This is a genomic window from Lysinibacillus antri (assembly GCF_003977595.1).
Taxonomy (GTDB): Bacteria; Bacillota; Bacilli; order Bacillales_A; family Planococcaceae; genus Ureibacillus; species Ureibacillus antri.
The window spans coordinates 44991-66777 of the sequence record NZ_RYYR01000003.1 but is presented as its reverse complement, the minus strand read 5'-3'; the positions used below and the strand labels follow the sequence as shown (position 1 = coordinate 66777).

The 21787-nt window shown below is 35.0% G+C and carries 27 protein-coding genes; all 27 read left to right on the top strand.

Annotation, left to right across the window (positions count from 1 at the left end; genetic code table 11):
* Nucleotides 1-275 precede the first annotated feature (275 nt).
* The 27 genes from xerC to flhB all read left to right on the top strand — a co-directional run bounded on the left by xerC (nt 276) and on the right by flhB (nt 21764).
* Nucleotides 276-1169 carry a tyrosine recombinase XerC gene (gene xerC, locus EK386_RS03095; RefSeq protein WP_439331223.1) on the top strand — a complete coding sequence of 298 codons (894 nt, stop codon included), beginning with the start codon at nt 276-278 and terminating at the stop codon, nt 1167-1169.
* Between the two features lie 18 nt (nt 1170-1187).
* Nucleotides 1188-1733: an ATP-dependent protease subunit HslV gene (hslV, locus tag EK386_RS03090; RefSeq protein WP_126657562.1), complete on the top strand. Its 546-nt coding sequence runs from the start codon at nt 1188-1190 to the stop codon at nt 1731-1733.
* Nucleotides 1730-3124: an ATP-dependent protease ATPase subunit HslU gene (gene hslU / locus EK386_RS03085; RefSeq protein ID WP_126657561.1), complete on the top strand. Its 1395-nt coding sequence runs from the start codon at nt 1730-1732 to the stop codon at nt 3122-3124. Before hslV ends, hslU begins: the two co-directional genes overlap by 4 nt.
* A gap of 89 nt (nt 3125-3213) precedes the next feature.
* A complete protein-coding gene (gene codY, locus EK386_RS03080; RefSeq protein WP_126657560.1) occupies nt 3214-3993 on the top strand; it encodes a GTP-sensing pleiotropic transcriptional regulator CodY in 780 nt (259 codons plus the stop codon).
* A gap of 347 nt (nt 3994-4340) precedes the next feature.
* Nucleotides 4341-4733, top strand: coding sequence for a flagellar basal body rod protein FlgB (gene flgB, locus EK386_RS03075; RefSeq protein ID WP_126657559.1), 393 nt, complete (start codon nt 4341-4343; stop codon nt 4731-4733).
* A 2-nt stretch (nt 4734-4735) separates the two neighbouring features.
* Entirely contained in the window at nt 4736-5191 is a 456-nt protein-coding gene (gene flgC, locus EK386_RS03070; protein WP_126657558.1) for a flagellar basal body rod protein FlgC, read from the top strand.
* Between the two features lie 24 nt (nt 5192-5215).
* Nucleotides 5216-5527 carry a flagellar hook-basal body complex protein FliE gene (gene fliE, locus EK386_RS03065; RefSeq protein WP_126657557.1) on the top strand — a complete coding sequence of 104 codons (312 nt, stop codon included), beginning with the start codon at nt 5216-5218 and terminating at the stop codon, nt 5525-5527.
* A gap of 59 nt (nt 5528-5586) precedes the next feature.
* Entirely contained in the window at nt 5587-7179 is a 1593-nt protein-coding gene (gene fliF, locus EK386_RS03060) for a flagellar basal-body MS-ring/collar protein FliF (RefSeq protein WP_126657556.1), read from the top strand.
* A gap of 14 nt (nt 7180-7193) precedes the next feature.
* A complete protein-coding gene (gene fliG, locus EK386_RS03055; RefSeq protein ID WP_126657555.1) occupies nt 7194-8207 on the top strand; it encodes a flagellar motor switch protein FliG in 1014 nt (337 codons plus the stop codon).
* Nucleotides 8191-8985, top strand: coding sequence for a flagellar assembly protein FliH (gene fliH, locus EK386_RS03050; RefSeq protein WP_342774242.1), 795 nt, complete (start codon nt 8191-8193; stop codon nt 8983-8985). The genes fliG and fliH overlap by 17 nt, the downstream gene beginning before the upstream one ends.
* A gap of 4 nt (nt 8986-8989) precedes the next feature.
* Complete coding sequence (gene fliI / locus EK386_RS03045) at nt 8990-10315, top strand: flagellar protein export ATPase FliI (RefSeq protein ID WP_126657553.1); 1326 nt, start codon at nt 8990-8992, stop codon at nt 10313-10315.
* The gene (fliJ, locus tag EK386_RS03040) at nt 10315-10764 is read left to right on the top strand and encodes a flagellar export protein FliJ (RefSeq protein WP_126657552.1); all 450 of its coding nucleotides are present in this window, start codon (nt 10315-10317) and stop codon (nt 10762-10764) included. The genes fliI and fliJ overlap by 1 nt, the downstream gene beginning before the upstream one ends.
* 4 nt (nt 10765-10768) lie before the next feature.
* Complete coding sequence (locus EK386_RS03035; RefSeq protein ID WP_126657551.1) at nt 10769-11371, top strand: MotE family protein; 603 nt, start codon at nt 10769-10771, stop codon at nt 11369-11371.
* A gap of 21 nt (nt 11372-11392) precedes the next feature.
* A complete protein-coding gene (locus tag EK386_RS03030) occupies nt 11393-12688 on the top strand; it encodes a flagellar hook-length control protein FliK (RefSeq protein WP_126657550.1) in 1296 nt (431 codons plus the stop codon).
* A 2-nt stretch (nt 12689-12690) separates the two neighbouring features.
* On the top strand, nt 12691-13356 hold the full coding sequence (gene flgD / locus EK386_RS03025) for a flagellar hook assembly protein FlgD (protein WP_126657549.1): 666 nt from the start codon (nt 12691-12693) through the stop codon (nt 13354-13356).
* A 14-nt stretch (nt 13357-13370) separates the two neighbouring features.
* Entirely contained in the window at nt 13371-13748 is a 378-nt protein-coding gene (locus EK386_RS03020) for a TIGR02530 family flagellar biosynthesis protein (RefSeq protein ID WP_126657548.1), read from the top strand.
* An 89-nt stretch (nt 13749-13837) separates the two neighbouring features.
* Nucleotides 13838-14791, top strand: a complete 954-nt coding sequence (gene flgG / locus EK386_RS03015) for a flagellar basal body rod protein FlgG (RefSeq protein ID WP_126657547.1) — start codon at nt 13838-13840, stop codon at nt 14789-14791.
* 195 nt (nt 14792-14986) lie between these two features.
* Nucleotides 14987-15211 (top strand): flagellar FlbD family protein, encoded by a 225-nt coding sequence (locus EK386_RS03010; RefSeq protein WP_126657546.1) that lies wholly within the window; start codon nt 14987-14989, stop codon nt 15209-15211.
* Nucleotides 15198-15626, top strand: a complete 429-nt coding sequence (fliL, locus tag EK386_RS03005; protein ID WP_126657545.1) for a flagellar basal body-associated protein FliL — start codon at nt 15198-15200, stop codon at nt 15624-15626. The genes EK386_RS03010 and fliL overlap by 14 nt, the downstream gene beginning before the upstream one ends.
* Nucleotides 15627-15655: 29 nt before the next feature.
* Nucleotides 15656-16651, top strand: a complete 996-nt coding sequence (gene fliM / locus EK386_RS03000) for a flagellar motor switch protein FliM (RefSeq protein WP_126657544.1) — start codon at nt 15656-15658, stop codon at nt 16649-16651.
* The gene (fliY, locus tag EK386_RS02995) at nt 16644-17882 is read left to right on the top strand and encodes a flagellar motor switch phosphatase FliY (RefSeq protein WP_126657543.1); all 1239 of its coding nucleotides are present in this window, start codon (nt 16644-16646) and stop codon (nt 17880-17882) included. The genes fliM and fliY overlap by 8 nt, the downstream gene beginning before the upstream one ends.
* 22 nt (nt 17883-17904) lie before the next feature.
* On the top strand, nt 17905-18267 hold the full coding sequence (locus tag EK386_RS02990) for a response regulator (RefSeq protein WP_126657542.1): 363 nt from the start codon (nt 17905-17907) through the stop codon (nt 18265-18267).
* Between the two features lie 9 nt (nt 18268-18276).
* Nucleotides 18277-18945, top strand: a complete 669-nt coding sequence (locus EK386_RS02985) for a flagellar biosynthetic protein FliO (RefSeq protein WP_126657541.1) — start codon at nt 18277-18279, stop codon at nt 18943-18945.
* The gene (gene fliP / locus EK386_RS02980; RefSeq protein ID WP_126657540.1) at nt 18945-19610 is read left to right on the top strand and encodes a flagellar type III secretion system pore protein FliP; all 666 of its coding nucleotides are present in this window, start codon (nt 18945-18947) and stop codon (nt 19608-19610) included. The genes EK386_RS02985 and fliP overlap by 1 nt, the downstream gene beginning before the upstream one ends.
* A 13-nt stretch (nt 19611-19623) precedes the next feature.
* Nucleotides 19624-19893 (top strand): flagellar biosynthesis protein FliQ, encoded by a 270-nt coding sequence (gene fliQ, locus EK386_RS02975; protein ID WP_126657539.1) that lies wholly within the window; start codon nt 19624-19626, stop codon nt 19891-19893.
* 4 nt (nt 19894-19897) lie between these two features.
* The gene (gene fliR, locus EK386_RS02970) at nt 19898-20674 is read left to right on the top strand and encodes a flagellar biosynthetic protein FliR (protein WP_126657538.1); all 777 of its coding nucleotides are present in this window, start codon (nt 19898-19900) and stop codon (nt 20672-20674) included.
* A gap of 1 nt (nt 20675) precedes the next feature.
* On the top strand, nt 20676-21764 hold the full coding sequence (gene flhB / locus EK386_RS02965; protein ID WP_126657537.1) for a flagellar biosynthesis protein FlhB: 1089 nt from the start codon (nt 20676-20678) through the stop codon (nt 21762-21764).
* Nucleotides 21765-21787 lie beyond the last annotated feature (23 nt).

Sequence of the window (21787 nt, the reverse complement as noted above, 5' to 3'; positions counted from 1 at the left end):
TTACACGAAGTTTACAAAAGATATTAATTTATTGCTTGATAATTTTCCAATATAGGTATAGTGTCATAATGGATGTTTTCTAATGAAGAAATTATGTAGAATAATGCCTTTCTTACTAATCCAAATGCCAAATATTTTGCAAGGATCCAAACAATCAATTTAGCCTTCGCTTTATTGTAACTATTTTCCGTTCTTAGTTGTGCTGTTTTCTTTGAATGAAGAAGAACAAAACCAGTTCTTATAGGGAAAATGAATAGGAGGATAAAGCATTGCAAATCGATCCACAGAGCGCCTTAGAGCATTTCATTCGCTATATACAACTTGAAAAAAACTTCTCTGTACATACGGTTCGAGAGTATGAATTTGATATTAAAGAATTTCTTACATTTCTATTTTCTGAAGGTACGACAAATTTGAAGGATGTCGAATATATTCATGCGAGGAATTATGCGACGAAGTTATATGATGAAAAGAAAGCAAGAACATCTATTTCAAGGAAAATTTCCTCCATTCGAACGTTTTTTAATTATTTAAATCGAGAGTTTAACCTAGATGACTCGGCTTTTCGCTCACTTTATCACCCTAAAAAAGAAAAACGTCTTCCTAATTTTTTTTACGAAGAGGAACTTTCTCAGTTATTTGAACGTAATGTTGGAGAGGATCCAAAATCCATTCGGAATATTGCGTTATTGGAACTGTTATATGCAACTGGAATACGTGTAAGCGAATGTACGTCAATTGAGTTGGAAGATATAGATTTTAACTATTCAATTGTAAGAGTAATGGGGAAAGGTCGAAAGGAAAGAATCGTACCCTTTGGACAATATGCACATGAGGCTTTAACAAAATATATGAATGAAGTTCGTCCTAAATTGATGAAAAATAGCCATCACAAAAAATTATTTGTAAATATGCGTGGTGGGCAACTTACAACACGTGGGGTAAGTTATATTTTGGAAGAAATGATCCAAAATGCAGCTTTAAATACAAAAATTTATCCTCATATGTTAAGACATACTTTTGCAACTCATTTGTTAAATAATGGTGCAGACATTCGAACTGTCCAAGAATTATTAGGTCATGCGAGTTTGTCTTCTACCCAAACCTATACCCATGTGACAAAAGAGCACCTTCGTAATACTTATATGAGTGCGCATCCAAGAGCGTAATTGTAAGGAGGAAGATAAATGGAACAATTTCATGCGACGACCATTTTTGCCATTCATCATAAAGGGAATTGTGCAATGGCAGGAGATGGGCAGGTTACCTTAGGGAATTCGGTTGTAATGAAGCATACTGCTAAAAAAGTTCGTAAACTATTCAACGGAAAAGTGTTGGCAGGTTTTGCGGGTTCAGTTGCTGACGCGTTTACATTGTTTGAAATGTTTGAAACAAAGCTAAATGAGTATGGCGGAAACTTACAACGCGCGGCTGTCGAAGTAGCAAAGCAGTGGCGTGGAGATAAAATGTTGCGTCAACTAGAAGCGCTTTTACTTGTAATGGATCAAAATACGCTACTGCTCGTTTCAGGTACTGGTGAAGTCATTGAACCAGATGATGGAATATTAGCAATTGGTTCAGGTGGAAATTATGCATTGGCTGCAGGTAGAGCCCTAAAACAACACGCAAATAATTTAACGGCAAAAGAAATTGCGAAAGCAGCGTTGACGACTGCTGCAGATATTTGTGTTTTTACAAATCATAACATTATCGTGGAGGCGCTTGAAGAATGACACAATTAAATTTAACGCCAAGACAAATTACAGAACAGTTAAACCGTCATATTGTTGGGCAAAATAATGCTAAGCGTGCAGTTGCGATTGCTTTAAGAAACAGATACCGTAGATCGTTATTAAGTGAAGAGTTAAAAAACGAAATTATCCCTAAAAATATTTTAATGATTGGGCCGACTGGTGTTGGTAAAACGGAGATTGCACGTAGAATTGCAAAACTGACAAATGCCCCATTCATTAAAGTAGAAGCTACAAAGTTTACGGAAGTCGGTTATGTAGGTAGAGATGTAGAATCCATGGTTCGTGATCTTGTAGAAGCGTCTAGAAGGTTAGTGAAGGATGAAATGACGGAAGCAGTAAAGGATCAAGCTGAACAAAATGCAAATGAAGCATTAGTAAAATTACTCGTGCCATCCAAAATTAAGGGGAAAATGGCACAAAATCCTTTCGAGATGTTATTTGGTCAAAAAGATGATAAACCTATAGATGATACTACTCAGGACGAAATAGAAATTCGAAGCAAACGTTCACAAATTGCAGGAGATCTAAAGGCTGGAAAGCTAGAAGAGCAATTTGTCACTGTAGAAGTAACAGAACAAAATGCCCCATTTCTTGAACTAATGCCTGGAATGGGTATGGATATGGGTTCTTCGGGTATGCAAGACATGTTGTCGAATTTAATGCCGAAAAAAATGAAGAAACGTAAAATGAAGGTTAAGGATGCAAGACGTGTTTTAATTATAGAGGAAGCAAATAAATTGATCGATGCTGATGAATTAGCAGGAGAAGCGATTCGCCGCGCCGAACAGTCAGGAATCATTTTTATTGATGAAATTGATAAAATTGCAAGTCGTAATACAAATTCAGCTGATGTATCCCGTGAAGGTGTACAAAGAGACATCCTACCTATTGTAGAAGGATCGACAGTCACGACGAAGTATGGTCCTGTAAAAACAGATTTTATGCTTTTTATTGCCGCTGGTGCCTTTCATATGTCAAAGCCGAGTGATTTAATTCCTGAGTTACAAGGTCGCTTCCCGATCCGAGTGGAGTTAGACAAATTAACGAAAGAAGATTTTGTTCGTATTTTACAAGAACCAGATCAATCTTTAATTCTACAATACAAAGCATTGTTAGAAACTGAAGGAGTTACGATTAACTTTACTGAGGAAGCGATTGAACGGATAGCAGAAATCGCGACAGATGTAAACCGGGAGACAGATAATATTGGTGCTAGACGATTACACACAATATTAGAACGCTTACTAGAAGAGCTTTCTTTTGAAGCATCAGAAATTGCACCTGCACATATTGAAATTACGCCGACATATGTCGACAAAAAACTTGGAGAAATATCGAAAAACAAAGATTTGTCACAATTTATCTTATAATTTAAGCATAATTAGTTACAATAAATTGTAGAAACCTTTAGAATATTAAGAGAATTATTATTAGCCTTATTAGGAGGATTTTTTTAAAAATGAATTTACTATCAAAAACAAGAAAAATTAACTCAATGTTACAAGCATCTGCAGGAAAACCTGTAAACTTCAAAGAAATGGCAGATACACTTGGTGATATTATAGATAGCAATGTCTTTATTGTAAGTCGTAAAGGAAAGCTTCTTGGTATTTCAATCCATCAACAAATTGAAAATCCTCGAATGAAAAAAATGTTTGAAGAACGTCAATTCCCTGAAGATTATTCAGATCATTTATTTGAAATTACTGAAACATCGCCAAACCTTGATATTGATAATGAACATACAATTTTCCCAATTGAGAACCGTGATTTATTCAAAAATGGTTTGACGACTATTGTACCAATTATCGGTGGTGGTGAACGATTAGGAACATTAATTTTAGGTCGTCTTACTGCAACGTTTGAAGATGATGATTTGATTTTAGCGGAATATGGTGCGACAGTAGTAGGGATGGAAATCTTACGTGAAAAATCCGAAGAAATTGAAGAAGAAGCTCGTAGTAAAGCAGTTGTTCAAATGGCAATTAATTCTTTATCATATAGTGAACTTGAAGCAATCGAGCATATTTTTGAAGAACTAGATGGTAATGAAGGATTATTAGTTGCATCAAAAATTGCAGATCGAGTTGGAATTACTCGTTCAGTGATTGTAAATGCATTACGTAAATTAGAATCTGCAGGTGTTATTGAATCTCGTTCATTAGGAATGAAGGGGACGTATATTAAAGTATTAAATGATAAATTTTTAGCTGCACTTGCTGAAATAAAAATGAAATAAATGTTATACTATATTGGTTCCGTCTTATTGGAAGGCGGAATCTTTTTTTGGCTAATTTTTTCACTAATTACATAAATTACAAAAAAATAGTTACTTTTTTAGTAGGGTATGTTTAAAATTTATTATAATGTCTTTGAAAGCCTATAAGAACAATGATTATCGTATTGAAATAGGATTATTGAATAAGGAATTGTGAATTTTTTGGAGTGATTTTAGCGAAAAAATGGTATGAATAGACTATTAAAAAACGACAAAAGGCGATAGACACTAGACAATAACATACTTTAAAATTAAATTATTGTTTTGAAACATATTGTAATGAAAATTTAAAAATAGAGGTGAATGGTTTGAACTTATTTGGTGGAACAATCAGTAGCCTAGAAAACGGATTAAATTATGCATCGCTTAAAAATAAAACAATCGCTCAAAATATAGCAAATGTCGACACGCCGAATTATAAAGCGAAAGATGTTAGTTTTGAAAAAATGTTAAGCGAGGCGCGTAATTCGACAATCAATGCAAATAAAACTGATATTCGACATTATGATTTTACAATTAAACAATCAACACCAGGTGTCTTTAGTTATGAAAACTATCAATATAGAAGTAATGGAAATGGTGTTGATATGGACGCACAACAAGCTAGTTTAGCAGAGAATACTATTTACTATAATGCTTTAATAGATCGTATTTCTGGAAAGTTAAACACTTTAAATACTGTTATTAAAGGAGGTAGATGATCGTGTCTATATTTACTAGTATGAATACAACAGCGTCGGCTCTTACAGCTCAACGTCTTAGAATGGATGTTATTTCTTCCAATATCGCAAATGTTGATACAACAAGAGCAAAGCAAGTAAATGGAGAATGGGAGCCTTATAGAAGAAAGTCAGTGACATTGACAGAAGACCAAGGACAATTTTCAAGCTTCTTAAATAAAGCAATGAATCAGAAAGAAACAGGTGGAAATGGTGTCAGAGTAACAGCGATTAACGATGATAATCAAACACCTTTTAAACTTGTTTATAATCCAACTCACCCTGATGCAAATCAAGAAGGTTATGTACAAATGCCTAACGTTGATTTATTAACAGAAATGGTTGATTTAGTATCTGCTACTAGATCGTATGAAGCAAATGTAACTGTGTTTAATGCAAGTAAATCGATGTTGACAAAAGCACTAGAAATAGGAAAATAAATTAGGTAGAAAGGATGAGTCGGAATGGCTATAAATCCAGTATCATTAATGATGCCTACACAAGGTGTAAATCAGACTAATAATATTGCAACAAAAGTTACACCCTATGAAGCACAACAAACTTTTGCTGATACATTAAAAAATGCAATCTCATCTGTCAATGATCAGCAAATTACATCAGATAAATTAACTCAGAAATTAATAAATGGTGAAAATGTTGAATTACATGAAGTAATGATTCAATCTCAAAAGGCGAGTATTACATTAAATGCAACGATGGAAGTTCGAAATAAAGCAATCGAAGCTTACCAGGAGATTATGCGAATGAGTGTATAAACTAACGGTTTGACACAACTATAAATTGTTGTGTATCCACTATAATCGGGGGACACATAATGAATGAAAGACTAACGAAAGTAAAAACGGACTCGACCCAGTTTTGGAGGAGTCGAACGAAAGGCCAAAAAGGAGCAATAATTGGAACTTTATTAGGAGTTATTGCTTTAGCAGGAATTCTTACATATTTTTCTACTAGAACAACAATGGTGCCTCTGTTTACTGAACTTTCTGCTCAAGAAGCCGGTGAAATAGCGGAAGTATTAGGTGCGCAAGGTGTTACATATGAAATTGCGCCTGGAGGGACGAATATACTAGTTCCAGAAGAACAAGTGGATTCGTTAACAGTATCACTAGCTTCACAAGGTTACCCTGAATCAGGTGAAATTAATAATTCATTTTTCACATCAAATGCCGGATTCGGTATGACGGATAATGAATTCAATGTCATCAAATTAGCAGCAACTCAAACAGAATTGGCTAATCTTATTCGTAAAATTGAAGGTGTTAAAGATGCCAATGTGATGATTACGATGCCAGAACAAGGTGTGTTTTTAAGTGATGCTGCTCAAGAGGCAAGTGCAGCAATTGTGTTAAATACTGAACCTGGTCATAAGTTTTCGGATGAGCAAATAAAAACCCTTTATAACCTAGTTTCAAAAAGTATACCAAATCTGAGCACTGATAATATTGTTATATCAAATCAACACTCAGAGTACTACGATTTAGCATCGGCATCATCAAATTCTAATTCAATTGATTCGGTTGAAGGTCAAATGCAAGTAAAGAAAACAATTGAACGCGATCTTCAACGTCAAGTTCAACAAATGCTAGGTACAATGATGGGGAAAGATAAAGTCGTTGTATCGGTTACAACGGATGTTGATTTTAAACAAGAAAATCGAGAAGAAAATTTAGTTCAACCTGTTGATGAAGAAAACATGGAAGGTATTGAGATTAGTGCTCAAAGAATAACTGAAACTTACACTGGTACAGATGCAGCAACAGGCACACCGGAAGCAGAAAATATTACGGATAACTTCGTTGATTACCAAGGTGGTAATAACGGCAATGGAAACTTTGAACGAGTTGAAGAAACAATTAATAATGATGTGAACCGTATCAGAAAGGACATTCAAGAAAGTCCTTATAAAATCCGTGATATCGGAATTCAAGTTATGGTAGAGCCACCGGTGCCAGATGATCCTGCTTCATTATCAGATGACGTACAAGCGGATATTGAACAAATTTTATCAACGATTGTTCGAACATCTATTGATAAAGAGGCTGCAGGTGAATTAACTGAAGACCAAATTAATGAAAAAATCGTTGTATCGGTACAACAGTTCTTCGGTAATGAAGTCGCTACTCCGGAAGAAACACCAGTAGTTCCTTGGTGGGTTTGGGTAGTTGGTGGAATACTACTTGCTGTAATTGTACTATTAGTGTTCTTCATTCTTCGTGCTAATAAGCGCAAAAAAGAAGAGGAAGAATTAACGGTAATTGAAGAACAGGAAGATCTGTTTGTTGATGATATTAACGATGAAAAGGAAACAGAAAGTACAGTACGCCGTAAACAACTTGAAAAAATGGCGAAAGATAAACCAGAGGACTTTGCAAAATTATTGCGAAGTTGGATTACTGAAGATTAATGGGGGGTTCGACTGTGTCCAAGAAAGAAAAAGAATTGACAGGAAAACAAAAAGCAGCTTTACTGTTAATTTCTCTAGGACCTGAAGTTTCAGCTTCTGTTTATAAACATTTAAATGAAGAAGAAATCGAACGTCTTACGTTAGAAATTTCGAGCGTTAAAAAAGTTGAGCCAAATATAAAAGAAGACATTATAGAGGAATTCCATAATATTGCCCTTGCGCAAGATTATATTTCACAGGGTGGTATTGGATACGCAAAAACGGTATTAGAAAAAGCGTTAGGACAAGATCAAGCACAGGCAATTATTAATCGCTTGACGTCTTCCCTACAAGTAAGACCGTTTGATTTTGCTCGAAAAGCTGATCCAGCACAAATTTTTAACTTTATTCAAAATGAACATCCACAAACGATTGCGTTAATTTTATCTTACTTAGACCCAGGACAAGCGGGGGTAATCTTATCCTCGCTACCGCAAGAGGTCCAGGCGGATATTGCAAAACGTATTGCAGTAATGGACTCTACCTCACCTGAAGTAATTAGTGAAATCGAGTCTGTATTAGAACGTAAATTATCTTCTACAGTGACGCAAGACTACACTGAGACAGGTGGCGTTGATGCAGTCGTTGAGGTATTAAATGGTGTAGATCGTCAAACGGAAAAAACAATTCTCGATGCGCTTGAAATTCAAGATCCAGAACTGGCAGAAGAAATTAAAAAGCGCATGTTTGTATTCGAGGATATTGTTACATTGGACAACCGCTCCATTCAACGTGTTATTCGTGACTGTGAAAACGAAGACTTATTACTATCAATGAAGGTAAGTAGTGAGGAAGTTAAAGATATCATTTTCCGAAATATGTCTCAACGTATGGCAGATACATTTAAAGAAGAGATGGAAATTATGGGTCCTGTTCGTCTTCGTGATGTTGAAGAAGCCCAATCTAGAATTGTTGCAGTCATTAGACGACTAGAAGATGCAGGTGAAATTATTATTGCTCGTGGCGGAGGAGATGACGTCATTGTCTAGAATCATCCGATCCAGTTATGCAAAACAAGAAGAAGAAAAAAGAGTCGAAATACAACTTCGAAATTTATTTGTAGAAGAATTTGATGAAGAGGTTGTGGAAACGAAAGAACCCACTATTTCTAAAGAAGAGTTATATGCAGAACGTGATAAGCTTTTAGCGGAAGCAAACCGTGAAATTCAATTACAAAAAGAAGAATTTGAACAATACCGAAATGAACAATTAGAAATGATTGAACATCTAAAGCAATTGTGGGAAGAAGAAAAGCTTGTTCTCGAACAAAAAGCATATGATCAAGGATTTCAACAAGGCTATGAAGAAGGCGTAAATAAAGCGCAGGCAGATATGATGGACAATTTGAAAATGGCAAATGAAATTGTGGAGAATTCCCATCAAAATGCACGTAGTTACATTGAAGAACAAGAACAAGTGCTTTTGGAATTGTCGATTGTAGCAGCAGAACGCATTATTGGGGCATCCCTAGATCGAGATGATGAATTATTTATATCCATCATTAAGCGCGGGCTAAAAGAAGCACGTGAGATGAAAGAAATTAAAATATATGTCTCGCCTATGTATCATAAAATTGTTTCGGAATACCGTAATGAATTAGCGGAGATGTTCCCAGCGGACGTGCCATTATTAATTTTTGTTAATGAAGATTTTACATCTACCGAAAGCTATATTGAAACAAATCATGGAAGAATTGTTGTATCGATAGACGAACAATTAAATGAACTACGATTAAAATTAAACGAAATTTTAACGAGTAAGGACTGATACGATGAAAGCGGCTCAATTAATTGAAAAAATTGCTAATGTTGAGACACTGAAAAAATATGGTAAAGTGAATCGAGTTGTAGGCTTAATGATTGAGTCGCAAGGTCCAGAAAGTTCAATTGGTGATGTATGTAAAATCCATGTTCATTCAGCCAAAAACGGTCATCAAGAAATTTTAGCTGAAGTTGTCGGGTTTAATAATGAATATGTCGTGCTTATGCCTTTTACATCAGTACGTGAGATTTCAATTGGCTGTTTAGTTGAAGGTACTGGTAAACCGCTAGAAATAAAAGTAGGACCAGAATTAATTGGTAAAGTATTAGATTCAATGGGCAACCCATTTGATGGTTCATCACTTCCAAAAGGTCTCGTAACAGTACAAACGGATAAAGAACCACCCAATCCTCTTAAAAGACCACCAATAAGCGATCAGCTTGAAGTAGGCGTAAAGGCAATTGATGGCATGCTTACAGTTGGTAGTGGACAACGTGTTGGGATTTTTGCCGGCTCCGGAGTAGGGAAAAGTACGCTTCTTGGAATGATTGCTCGAAATACCCGCGCAGATCTAAACGTAATTGCATTAATCGGTGAGCGCGGCCGTGAAGTTCGTGAATTTATTGAACGGGATTTAGGTCCAGAAGGATTAAGTCGTTCCATTGTCATTGCTGCTACAGGTGACCAACCTGCACTAATGCGCATTAAAGGTGCGTTTACTGCAACAGCAATTGCGGAGTACTTTAGGGATAAAGGTCTCAATGTGATGTTAATGATGGATTCGGTAACTCGCGTTGCACTTGCCCAACGAGAAATTGGTTTAGCAACAGGTGAACCACCAGCTCAAAAAGGGTTCACACCTTCCGTATTTTCAATTTTGCCAAAGCTATTAGAACGTACTGGGACAAATTTAAAAGGTACGATTACAGCTTTCTATACAGTCTTGGTTGATGGCGACGATATGAACGAACCAATTGCCGATACTGTTCGAGGTATTTTGGATGGTCATATAGTTCTAGATCGAACACTTGCAAATAAAGGGCAATATCCAGCAATTAACGTGTTAAGAAGTGTAAGTCGTTTAATGAATCATATTTCAACACCAGAGCACGTCAAGGCAGCAGAAAGACTACGTGAACTTTATTATACTTACGCAAAATCAGAAGACCTAATCAATATCGGTGCATATAAAAGAGGGACTTCAAAAGAAATTGATGAGGCGATTCACTATGAACCACTGATTACTTCATTTTTAAAACAAGGTTATAAGGATAAAGTTTCGTTACAAGATACTGTAAATGAATTAATAACATTGTCCAATGGTGGTGGTAAATAATGGTTCATTATACATATAGATTTGAGAAAATCCTCACGATTCGTGAACAGGAAAAGCAGCAAACTGAAATTGCCTATAAAGAATCGGTACGTGCTTTTGAAGAAGTAGCAACAAAACTTTACGAAATGTTAAAGAAAAAAGAAGATTTAATTGCTTACCAAAATGAACGGTTAACGATTGGTGCAACAATTGATCGAATTCATCATTTCGCTACATTTATCGATAGTTTGGAAAAAACAATTGCTGAACTACAAACAAAGGTAATTCAGGCTCGTGCGAAAATGCAATGGCATGAACAAAAAATGTTAGAAAAAAGTCTTGAAGTTCGTAAATTTGAAAAAATGAAAGAAAAAGATTTACAAAGTTTTAGAGTGGAACAAGATCGAATCGAATCACTGTATTTAGATGAACTATCGACCTTAATGTATAACAAAAAAGAAATCAGGTGATTTCATGGCAAAAAATAGAATTAAAGAAGAACTGAATATTGAAGAAGTGGCTGAAGGAAAATCACCGGGAATATTTCAAAAGCTTTTCTTTTGGGTATTAATTCCGTTATTATTTGTAATCGCAATTCTACTCGTCATTGCATCTTTTACAAATATTAATGTATTTGAAAAAGCTTCAACTATAACAGATTCCTTACCTTTCATTTCCGATAAATCAGCTAAGGAAGAACCAGCTATTGACTTTGACCAAAAAGTAGTGGAGCTTCAAGCAGAAATAAAAGAAAAAGAAGCTGAAATTGAGCAACTAAAATCCCAGCTTGAAAAAGCAAGTGCGGAAAGTGAAAATAACTTAGCTGTCCAACAAAATTTGAAAAATGAAATAGAAAAACTCCAACAGCAACAAGAAGGAGCGAAAAAGGAATTTGATGATATTTTATCAACCTTTAAACAAATGTCAGCAAAAAGTGCAGCTCCTATCATAATGGAAATGAGTGACGAAGAGGCCGTGAAAATTTTATCCAATATGGATCCTGAAGCCCTTTCAGCAATATTCTCTAAAATGGACCCAGCAACAGCAGCACGTTATACAGAGCTAATTTCACAATAAATCTTGAAGGAGGTGAAAAAAGTGAATATCGGAACTATGCCATTAGCAAACATTCAGCCGAAATCAAATGCAACTACTCAAAGTACACAAACGAATTCAAAAGAAAATAATTTTGGGCATATTTTCAATCAAATTACGACAATTCAAAATAATAGTGTTTCACATATTGAAGAAGCTGCACTTATAGAGGATGCGATTAACTTAAAAGAACTCGAGTCATTATTAAATGCAAGCTCACTTGAGGATGTATTGGATTTATTAGGCGTACCTCATAATGAAGGGCTTTCTCTAATTGGTACTGGTGAAGAGGTCGTTGCTGTTGATGAAGTAATGAATAGTATGAATGAATTATTATTAATCTTAAATATAAAACCAGAAGAACTAGAACAGACAATGAAAGAATTACTTGAGGAAGAGAACATAGAAGTTAACAACATTTGGGATGTCATTCAATCGATTAACGATCAAGCATCTGAGTTGATGTTGTTTGCATTAAACGGAGAACATCATGTAACCCCAAAAGCGGCCGAAAAATTACTTCAAGTATTAAAGTTAGCTCAAGTTATTGGAAATAATACGGATTTGTTAAATGAGCAACAAGACCAATTAATTCAGCTAAAAGAAGTACTGAAATTTATCTCAAATGAATTAACAACTAGTAAAGATAAGTTTCAAACTAAATCAGCCGATAGATTATTGTTTGCAAACATTATTCATGGTCAAATGGTACAGAATAGTAACGGCAAGAAACTTGTGTCAAATAATGAAGAAAAAGCTTCTTTACTTCAAAGTAATATAAATAGTATAACTAATTTAGGCGATATATTAAACACTGGTTCGACCAACGTAACAAAAATCTCGTCTTTTACATTACCAGCTGAAAAGGGTGCACAAGGTGAAGCTCTTGCTAAGGATATACAAAATTTAATAAATCGTAGTCAAATTTCTAATACACAAGGTACAATGAAGCTATTAGTGAAATTATATCCTGAAAACCTTGGTTCGATTCGTATAGAAATTTTCCAAAAAAATGGATTGCTTTCTGCTAGATTACTAGCTTCAACACCTCAAGCTAAAGAATTATTAGATAGTCAAATCCAACAATTAAAATCTACTTTTGCCCAACAAAACATTCAAATGGATCGAATTGACGTGGCACAAAGCTTACAAGAAACAGATCGAAATAACCGCGATCAAAGTCAATTTAATAATTTATTCAAGCAACAGCAATCTGAAAAAGAAGAGGATGAGCATGAAAATCAAGACGATGAAGATGCCATATCCTTTAGTGAATATTTGTTAAATGAGGAGGTGTAGTAATGACAAATACCAATGCTATATCAAATGATTACTATTTATCTAATTATAAAAAAACAACGAAACAAACGGGAACAAATGAGCTGGGAAAGGATGCATTTTTACAAATTTTAATTACCCAACTTCAAAATCAGGACCCAACTCAACCAATGGACGATAAAGAGTTTATCGCACAAATGGCTCAGTTCTCTTCTTTAGAGCAAATGCAAAATATGACAACTGCAATGAAAAATTTACTAGAATCGCAACAACAATCTCAGTTAATGAACTATACAACGTTTGTAGGTAAAGAAGTGAAGTGGCATGAATTGACAGATAAGTTAGATGAAAAAGGGAATCCCATTGTAAATAATGGTACTGGTGTAATTAATGAATTGAAATTTGTGGATGGTGAACCAGTATTTATTCTTGAAGGTGGTAAGGAAATTTCACCTGGGAATATTTCATCTATTCTTAATAGTCCTAGTACATCTCCAACGAACCCTATTCCTGAGAATCCGCTTGTTACAGCAAGTCAATTAATTGGACAAACTGTACAATATCAACTTGATGGAAAGACGGTTCAAGAAGTGATTCAATCTATTAAAACAAATAATAGTTTAATTGAATATATATTAGAGAGTGGAAAGAGCCTAACAAAGGATCAATTCGAATTAATGAGTAAATAAGGTTGGTGATCCACATGCACAGAATTGGAATTGGGCACGTGCCATTGCAACCCACAAGTATTCAATCACAATTAAATAATCGACCAATACAAACAAAACAATCGTTTATTGCCCATTTGCAACAGGCTACAGAAAATCAAGAATTAAAAATTAGTAAACATGCAAATGAAAGAATACTAGAACGGAATATTTCAATTTCCGATCAAGAATGGCAAATTGTGACGGATAAAGTATTTGAAGCACGATCAAAAGGAGTCAATCAACCATTAGTATTAATGGATCAAGCCGCGTTGATTGTGAGTGCTAAAAATGCAACTGTAATTACAGCGATGGAACGCACTGAAGCAAAAGAACAAATTTTCACTAATATTGACGGCACAATTGTGTTATAGGCAGGACCGTATAGGATGCCTTGTATTGCGGAATGAAAGAAGCAATACACTACAAATAATTTTAAGAAGTGAAGGGAGAACGATTAACTATGTTACGTTCAATGTACTCAGGTATTTCAGGCTTAAAAAACCATCAAACTAAATTAGATGTAATCGGGAACAATATCTCAAACGTAAATACCTATGGATTTAAGAAAAGTCGTGTTGTTTTTAAAGATTTAGTATCACAATCGATTTCAGGTGCTTCAGCAGCAACAGCTACTCAAGGGGGGATTAATCCAAAGCAGGTTGGATTAGGGTCTCAAATGGCTGCAATTGATATCATTCACGGAACAGGTTCATTACAAACAACATCTCGTACACTTGACTTAGCTATTTCAGGGGATGGTTTCTTTATGGTAGCAAATTCAACTGAAGCACCTGATGAAGAGGGTAATATTGCAGCTGATAGCGGTTTTTCAAACTATTTATATACAAGAGCTGGAAACTTTTATATGGACAGAAATGGTTATTTAGTTAATACAGATGGTAAATATGTTGTCGGTGTTGCTAACGGAACTTTATATCAGGATGTTGAAGAAGATGCTACTAGTGAAGCAGAAAGTGATAAAATTGATTTAGGTACTGATAATTTATACCAAGAAGGTGCGTTAGAAGCAGACGGTTTAAATCCAATTAAAATCCCTACAAATGCTCAATCTATGAGTATCGGAGCAGATGGTACTGTTAACTATGTTGATGTAAATGGGAAACTTCAATATGCTGGTCAGTTACTACTTGCAAAATTCCCAAATACAGGTGGTCTTGAAAAAACAGGAAGTAACTACTACCAAGTTACGACAAACTCTGGTGATCCAACAGTGCAAGTAGCTACACAGTCTGGTATTGGTAAAATCGAATCAGGCTTCCTAGAAATGTCTAACGTTGACCTTTCAGAAGAATTCACAGAGATGATCGTTGCGCAACGTGGTTTCCAAGCGAACTCTCGTATTATTACAACTTCAGATTCTATTCTTGAAGAACTTGTTAATTTAAAACGTTAATTTTTAATAAAATAGAAATGGTGATATTTGGAATTGGAAATTTTCTTAACTTCAATACTCTGCCCAAAAAATCACAATCTCTTGGATTCAACGGATTGTCGAAGATAGCAGGGTACACAGCTTTTCTTATTCCATAACTTCATTGCAAAGGAGGGTCGGGCCGGCTCTCGAGAGACTCGACCCGGCCCTATTTCAATGATAGAACTTACACGTTTAAACGGTAAATCGTTTTCCTTAAATGCCTTATACATAGAGATTGTTGAGTCCTTTCCAGACACTACCATTACCTTAACGAATGGTCGGAAATATATAGTGTTAGAAAGTGAAAAAGAAGTGCATAAGAGAATTACGCAATTTTATAAAAATATTCAAGTGTTATCAAACCCGCACATTCGAGGTGATGAAGATGAAGAAGAATAAATTATTAACCATTATGCTCATCATTTTAGTTACAATTACATTAATTGGTGTTGTAATTTTTGTATTATTAACACAATTTAATAAACAAGCTTCTACAGATGAACCGTCAATTGACGAAATTCTTGAGGCTTCTGTAGATGTTCCAGAACTTACAACAAATTTAGCTGATAATAATTTTGTGAAATTAACATTAAAAATTCAAACAGATAGTAAAGAAGCTGGAGAAGAATTAGCAAAACGTGATTTCCAAACAAAGAATATTGTCATTGAAGAGCTGTCAGAGATGACAAAAGCTGATTTAGAAGGTAAGCAAGGCAAAATATTGTTTGAATCTACAATTAAGTCGAAGTTAAACGAATTGATGCAAGAGGGTGAAGTACAACAAGTTTACATAACCTCCTACATCATTCAATAAAAGAAACATCTTGAAATGGAGGTGGGCAAATGGCTGGAGATGTATTATCCCAATCCGAGATTGATGCGTTGCTTTCTGCAATCTCAACAGGGGAAATGTCAGCTGACGACATAAAAAAGGAAGACGAAACAAGGAAAGTCAAAGTTTATGACTTTAAACGTGCACTTCGTTTTTCAAAGGATCAAATCCGAAGTTTGACCCGTATACACGAAAATTTTGCTAGATTATTAACAACTTTTTTCTCTGCACAATTAAGAACGTATGTTCAAATTACAGTTGCCTCGGTAGATCAAATACCATTTGAAGAATTTGTACGGTCGATTCCAAATATGACCTTAATAAATGTATTTGAAGTACCGCCATTAGATGGTAATATTTTAATGGAGATTAATCCAAACATTGCCTATTCAATGTTAGACAGATTAATGGGTGGTAGCGGTGCAAGCTATAGCAACGTAGATAATTTAACTGAAATCGAACAGAAAATTATGACAAATTTATTTGAACGTTCATTTGATAATTTACGAGAAGCATGGGACTCAATCGCAGAAATTGACCCAATGCTTGTAGAATTAGAGGTAAATCCACAATTTTTACAAATGATTTCGCCGAATGAAACAGTTGTCGTTATTTCATTAAATACAATAATCGGGGATACTACAGGTATGATTAATATTTGTATCCCGCATGTAGTCCTTGAACCAATTATTCATAATTTATCTGTTCAATATTGGATGCAATCGAATACAAAGGAAGCATCCCCAGAGCAAACAAAAATGTTAGAAAAAAGGGTTAAACAAGCAGAATTACCCATCATTGCACAACTTGGAACGACGGATATTACAATTGAGGACTTCCTATATATGTCCATTGGTGATTGCTTACAATTAGATCAAAAAATTGATGAGCCCCTTATTATTAATGTAGGTGGATTACCTAAGTTTACTGCACAGCCTGGTAAACGTAATAAAAAGATGGCGATTCAGATTATTAACCCTTTGAAAGGAGGAGACGAAGATGAGTGATGATATGCTCTCCCAAGAAGAAATTGAAGCTCTGTTAAGGGGCGAACCATTAGAAGATAGAATCAACCAACTAGAAAATGAATCTGCTGATCACGACGATATTCCTCTTCGTGTTGAAGATTACCTTGATGCTATGGAACAGGATGCATTAGGTGAGGTAGGAAATATTTCATTCGGGAGCTCGGCTACTGCTCTTTCTGCACTTTTAGGTCAGAAGGTAGATATTACAACACCGGTAGTTTCAATGATAAATCGTAATCGATTAGAGGAAGAATTTCCACAACCATATGTTGCAATCCAAGTTGAATATACTACTGGTTTAACTGGAGCGAATTTACTTGTTATTAAGCAATCCGATGCAGCGATTATCGCGGATTTAATGCTTGGGGGGGATGGATTAAATCCTAGTCCCGATTTAGGCGAAATTCAACTAAGCGCTGTACAAGAGGCAATGAATCAAATGATGGGATCCGCGGCAACATCTATGTCAACGATTTTCAATAAAAAAGTAGATATTTCTCCACCTTCCATTGATTTATTAAATATTTCTCAAAATGAAGGTAAAGACAGTATACCGGATGAGGATTTATTAGTTAAAATTTCATTTAGATTAAAAATTGGTGAGTTAATTGACTCAAACTTAATGCAATTATTACCTTTACAGTTTGGTAAAAAAATAGTTAAATCATTGTTAGGTGAGCCGGAAGATGAACCAGCCCTACCTCCTTCTCAACCAGTACAACAACAAGTGCAACAACCAATTGCGCCACAACCTGTAGCACCACCAGTTGCACCTCAACCGGTTATGCAGCAACCTGTGCAACAACCGGTTTATCAACAACAGGCTGCAACAACATATGCGGAACCGCCAATGTATGCTATGCCGCAGTATCAAGCGCCACCACAACCGGTGAATGTACAACAAGCGCAATTTGCATCCTTCGAAAATGCAAATATAACACAGGCAGAAGCACGAAATTTAAATATGTTATTAGACATTCCACTACAGGTAACAGTTGAGCTTGGCAGAACAAAGCATTCTGTTAAAGATATTTTACAGCTAGCTTCTGGTTCTATTATTGAATTGGACAAACTTGCAGGTGAACCGGTGGATATTTTAGTCAATAGTCGACTAATAGCAAAGGGTGAAGTTGTTGTTATTGATGAGAACTTCGGTGTTCGAATTACTGACATCATTAGTAAGGCAGAACGCTTAAATAATTTACGATAGTTAACAATTGGAGGAATCTACCATGTCAAGAAGAATTTTAGTAGTTGACGATGCTGCTTTTATGCGCATGATGATTAAAGATATTCTAACGAAAAATGGATTTGAAGTAGTTGGTGAGGCTGCTGATGGGCTTCAAGCGGTTGAAAAGTATAATGAATTACGCCCAGACTTAGTGACAATGGACATTACGATGCCTGAAATGGATGGTATTGCAGCATTAAAAGCCATTAAATCTACTGATCCGAATGCAACAGTTATTATGTGTTCTGCAATGGGGCAACAAGCAATGGTTATTGATGCAATTCAAGCTGGTGCAAAGGATTTTATTGTTAAACCATTCCAAGCAGATCGTGTAATTGAAGCTATTCAAAAAGCTTTAGGTTGATTAATAAAAATGAATTTAATAAAGTTTGCAAGAATTTCAATTCTTTTGGCATTCATTGTGGCAATGTTGTCTATTACACCAACGAATATTGCTCTTGCAAATATTAAGAGTAATCAAATGATCTCGGAAGATTGCTTGCAAAATCCCGAAACTTGTGAAGATTCCCAGCCCGCTGCCGATGCAGAAAAATCGGCAGCTATTGGATTTGGATTGTGGGATTACATGAAAATGTTCTTTTCTTTAGTATTAGTACTGGCTCTTTTAATTTTGATCCTTAAATTTATTAATAAAAGAAGTACAAGCTATCAACAAAATAGTGTAGTTCGAAATATTGGTGGAATTTCTGTTGGTCCTCAGAAGTCAGTGCAACTACTGCATATTGGAGACACGTTATATATCGTTGGTGTAGGAGAAGATGTGCAGTTAATTAAGGAAATTAAACATCCCGATGAAGTGAAGCAGTTGCTGGAATATTACAATGAAAAACAAACCTTTGTTACATCTACTACACCATACATTGTAGATTTGTTTAATAAAATTAAGTGGAATACGAACACTACGAAAATTGAAGATAATGACTCGAATTTCGGTGATCTTTTAAATAAAAAAATTACTGATATTAAAGCAGAAAGAAAAAGTGAGCTGGAGAAGTGGAAAGAAAAGGAGAGGGATAAGTAATGGAACAATTTATCTCATTCTTTTCTGAAAATGATCCAACAAATGTTTCAACATCAGTAAAATTGTTACTCCTATTAACAGTACTATCATTAGCACCAAGTATACTTATTTTAATGACTTCGTTTGCACGAATAGTTATTGTATTATCCTTTGCACGAACAGCCTTAGCGACAAATCAAATGCCGCCTAATCAAGTTATTATCGGGCTAGCATTATTCCTTACATTTTTTATTATGGCGCCTACTTTACAAGAGGTGAATGAGGATGCTTTACAACCTCTATTTAATGAAGAGATCGGGTTAGAAGAGGCATATTCGAGAGCGTCCTTACCATTTAAAGAATTTATGTCACAACATACGAGGCAAAAGGATTTAGAATTGTTTTTAAATTATAATCAAGCAGAACGGCCTGCATCTATAGAAGAAATTCCTTTGACTATGTTAGTCCCTGCTTTTGCGTTAAGTGAAATTAAAACTGCTTTTCAAATGGGCTTTATGATCTTTATTCCATTTTTAGTGATTGATATGGTTGTAGCAAGTGTCTTGATGTCGATGGGGATGATGATGTTACCACCTGTTATGATTTCACTACCATTTAAAATCTTATTATTTGTATTAGTAGATGGTTGGTATTTAGTAATCAAATCATTACTTTCAAGTTTTTAGGGGATGATACAACATGACACCTGAGATGGTTATTGCGATTGCAGAAAGAGCTATATGGGTTATCCTCGTGGTTTCAGGACCGTTATTACTTGTTGCATTAGTAACAGGTTTGGCTGTAAGTATTTTTCAAGCAACAACTTCAATTCAGGAACAAACATTGGCTTTTGTTCCGAAAATAGTTGCAGTTTTAGTTGCGCTTATATTTTTTGGACCATGGATGATTTCACAAATGATTAATTATGTATCAGATATTTTAGATAATTTAACACGGTATATAGGGTGATTCAATGACTGAACTGATCCCTGAAATATCGATATTATTATTAATCATTGTTCGAGTCTCGGCTTTTTTTGTATCGATCCCCCTTTTTTCTTATAGAACAATTCCTCCTCAATTGAAAATAGGTTTAGCAATTATTTTATCTTGGATGATGTATTATTCCTTAGATGCTCAAGCTATTCCAATTGATGGCAATTACATATTATTAGTATTAAAAGAAGCGATTATTGGATTAATGATTGGGCTAACTGCAAATATTGTCCTCTCTGCAGTGGCGATTGCTGGTGGATTTATCGATTTTGAAATGGGATTTGCCATGGCAAATATTATTGATCCACAAACAGGTACACAAACGCCACTTATGGGTCAGTTCTTTAACTTTTTAATACTGTTCGTATTGCTCGCAATAAATGGACACCATCTCATTCTAGATGGAATATTTTATAGTTATCAATTTATGCCAATCGATCAATTTTCTCCTAAATTTGGTGATCCAAATACAGTAGAATTTATTATCAAATTATTTGCTACTGTTTTTGCAATCGCTTTTCAAATGTCGGCTCCAATCGTTGCAACCTTATTTTTAGTAACCGTTGCATTGGGTATTACAGCTAAAACTGTCCCACAGTTAAACATTTTTGTTATCGGTTTTCCTATCAAAATAGCGGTTGGTTTTCTTGTGTTAATTATTTCAATGGGTGTTATGGTTGAGGTAATGGAAAAATTAATCGAATTGATGATTCTCTCCATGCGAGATTTAATGCAATTATTAGGTGGTGCTTAAGATGAAGTTACTACTAACTCTTGATTTGCAGTTTTTTTCTGGTGATAAGACAGAAAAAGCAACACCTAAAAAACGTACAGATGCCCGGAAGAAAGGACAAGTTTTAAAAAGTCAGGATGTTTCGGCAGCTATCGTTTTATTACTCCTTTTTATGTTTTTGTTTATGTTTGCACCATTTATGCAAGAAGGATTATTTGGGTTTTTGCTACAATCATTTCAAAAGAATATACTAATTGAGACATTGACCGTGGATACCGTAATGAAGATGTATACAGATTCTCTTAAAGAGATGGGATTCATCTTACTACCTATTATGCTTATTGCTGTTGTTGCAGGCGTTGGTGCGAACTTTATGCAATTCGGTTTATTATTTACGACAGAAACAATGAAGTTGGATTTGAAAAAAATGGATCCAATTAAAGGTATAAAAAAAATTATTTCAGTACGTGCTATTGTCAACCTTATAAAATCGTTACTGAAAATTTCATTTATCGGAACTGTAACCTTTGTCATTATTTGGATGAATTTAGAAGAAGTACTTTCTCTTTCATTCCAGAGTCCTTGGGATACACTTTCTACTGTAGCAAGATTAACAGGGATTATGGGTATTGCAGCTGCATTTACCCTTGTATTTATTGCTCTTTTTGATTATATCTATGAAAAATTTGAGTATGAAAAACAATTGAAAATGTCAAAACAAGATATAAAAGATGAGTATAAAAACGCTGAAGGTGACCCGAAGATTAAGTCTAAAATAAAGCAACGTCAGAGAGAAATGGCTATGAGACGTATGATGCAAGAAATTCCGAATGCGGATGTTGTCATTACAAACCCTACCCACTATGCAATTGCTTTAAAATATGATGATCAAAGTATGGATGCACCTAAAGTTATTGCTAAAGGAACCGATTTTATCGCACAAAAGATTAAGTTAATTGCGAAAGAAAATGATGTAGTAATGGTAGAGAATCGTCCGTTAGCAAGAGCGATGTATGACCAAGTTGAAATTGGTCAACAAGTACCAGAAGAATTTTTTAAAGCAATAGCTGAAATTCTTGCTTATGTTTATCGAATTAAACGAAAAATCTAAACCATTAGTAGGAGGGAGCAAAC

Excerpts from the sequence above, each read along its gene's own strand:
- fliH (WP_342774242.1), top strand. The coding sequence starts at position 8,191 with ATGACGTCATTGTCTAGAATCATCCGATCCAGTTATGCAAAACAAGAA.
- hslU (WP_126657561.1), top strand. The coding sequence starts at position 1,730 with ATGACACAATTAAATTTAACGCCAAGACAAATTACAGAACAGTTAAAC.
- fliJ (WP_126657552.1), top strand. The coding sequence starts at position 10,315 with ATGGTTCATTATACATATAGATTTGAGAAAATCCTCACGATTCGTGAA.
- codY (WP_126657560.1), top strand. The coding sequence starts at position 3,214 with ATGAATTTACTATCAAAAACAAGAAAAATTAACTCAATGTTACAAGCA.
- fliF (WP_126657556.1), top strand. The coding sequence starts at position 5,587 with ATGAATGAAAGACTAACGAAAGTAAAAACGGACTCGACCCAGTTTTGG.
- flgG (WP_126657547.1), top strand. The coding sequence starts at position 13,838 with ATGTTACGTTCAATGTACTCAGGTATTTCAGGCTTAAAAAACCATCAA.
- fliI (WP_126657553.1), top strand. The coding sequence starts at position 8,990 with ATGAAAGCGGCTCAATTAATTGAAAAAATTGCTAATGTTGAGACACTG.
- hslV (WP_126657562.1), top strand. The coding sequence starts at position 1,188 with ATGGAACAATTTCATGCGACGACCATTTTTGCCATTCATCATAAAGGG.
- fliY (WP_126657543.1), top strand. The coding sequence starts at position 16,644 with ATGAGTGATGATATGCTCTCCCAAGAAGAAATTGAAGCTCTGTTAAGG.
- fliM (WP_126657544.1), top strand. The coding sequence starts at position 15,656 with ATGGCTGGAGATGTATTATCCCAATCCGAGATTGATGCGTTGCTTTCT.
- flhB (WP_126657537.1), top strand. The coding sequence starts at position 20,676 with ATGAAGTTACTACTAACTCTTGATTTGCAGTTTTTTTCTGGTGATAAG.
- fliE (WP_126657557.1), top strand. The coding sequence starts at position 5,216 with ATGGCTATAAATCCAGTATCATTAATGATGCCTACACAAGGTGTAAAT.
- EK386_RS03020 (WP_126657548.1), top strand. The coding sequence starts at position 13,371 with ATGCACAGAATTGGAATTGGGCACGTGCCATTGCAACCCACAAGTATT.
- fliL (WP_126657545.1), top strand. The coding sequence starts at position 15,198 with ATGAAGAAGAATAAATTATTAACCATTATGCTCATCATTTTAGTTACA.
- flgD (WP_126657549.1), top strand. The coding sequence starts at position 12,691 with ATGACAAATACCAATGCTATATCAAATGATTACTATTTATCTAATTAT.
- EK386_RS02990 (WP_126657542.1), top strand. The coding sequence starts at position 17,905 with ATGTCAAGAAGAATTTTAGTAGTTGACGATGCTGCTTTTATGCGCATG.
- EK386_RS02985 (WP_126657541.1), top strand. The coding sequence starts at position 18,277 with ATGAATTTAATAAAGTTTGCAAGAATTTCAATTCTTTTGGCATTCATT.
- fliP (WP_126657540.1), top strand. The coding sequence starts at position 18,945 with ATGGAACAATTTATCTCATTCTTTTCTGAAAATGATCCAACAAATGTT.
- fliQ (WP_126657539.1), top strand. The coding sequence starts at position 19,624 with ATGACACCTGAGATGGTTATTGCGATTGCAGAAAGAGCTATATGGGTT.
- fliR (WP_126657538.1), top strand. The coding sequence starts at position 19,898 with ATGACTGAACTGATCCCTGAAATATCGATATTATTATTAATCATTGTT.
- EK386_RS03010 (WP_126657546.1), top strand. The coding sequence starts at position 14,987 with ATGATAGAACTTACACGTTTAAACGGTAAATCGTTTTCCTTAAATGCC.
- EK386_RS03035 (WP_126657551.1), top strand. The coding sequence starts at position 10,769 with ATGGCAAAAAATAGAATTAAAGAAGAACTGAATATTGAAGAAGTGGCT.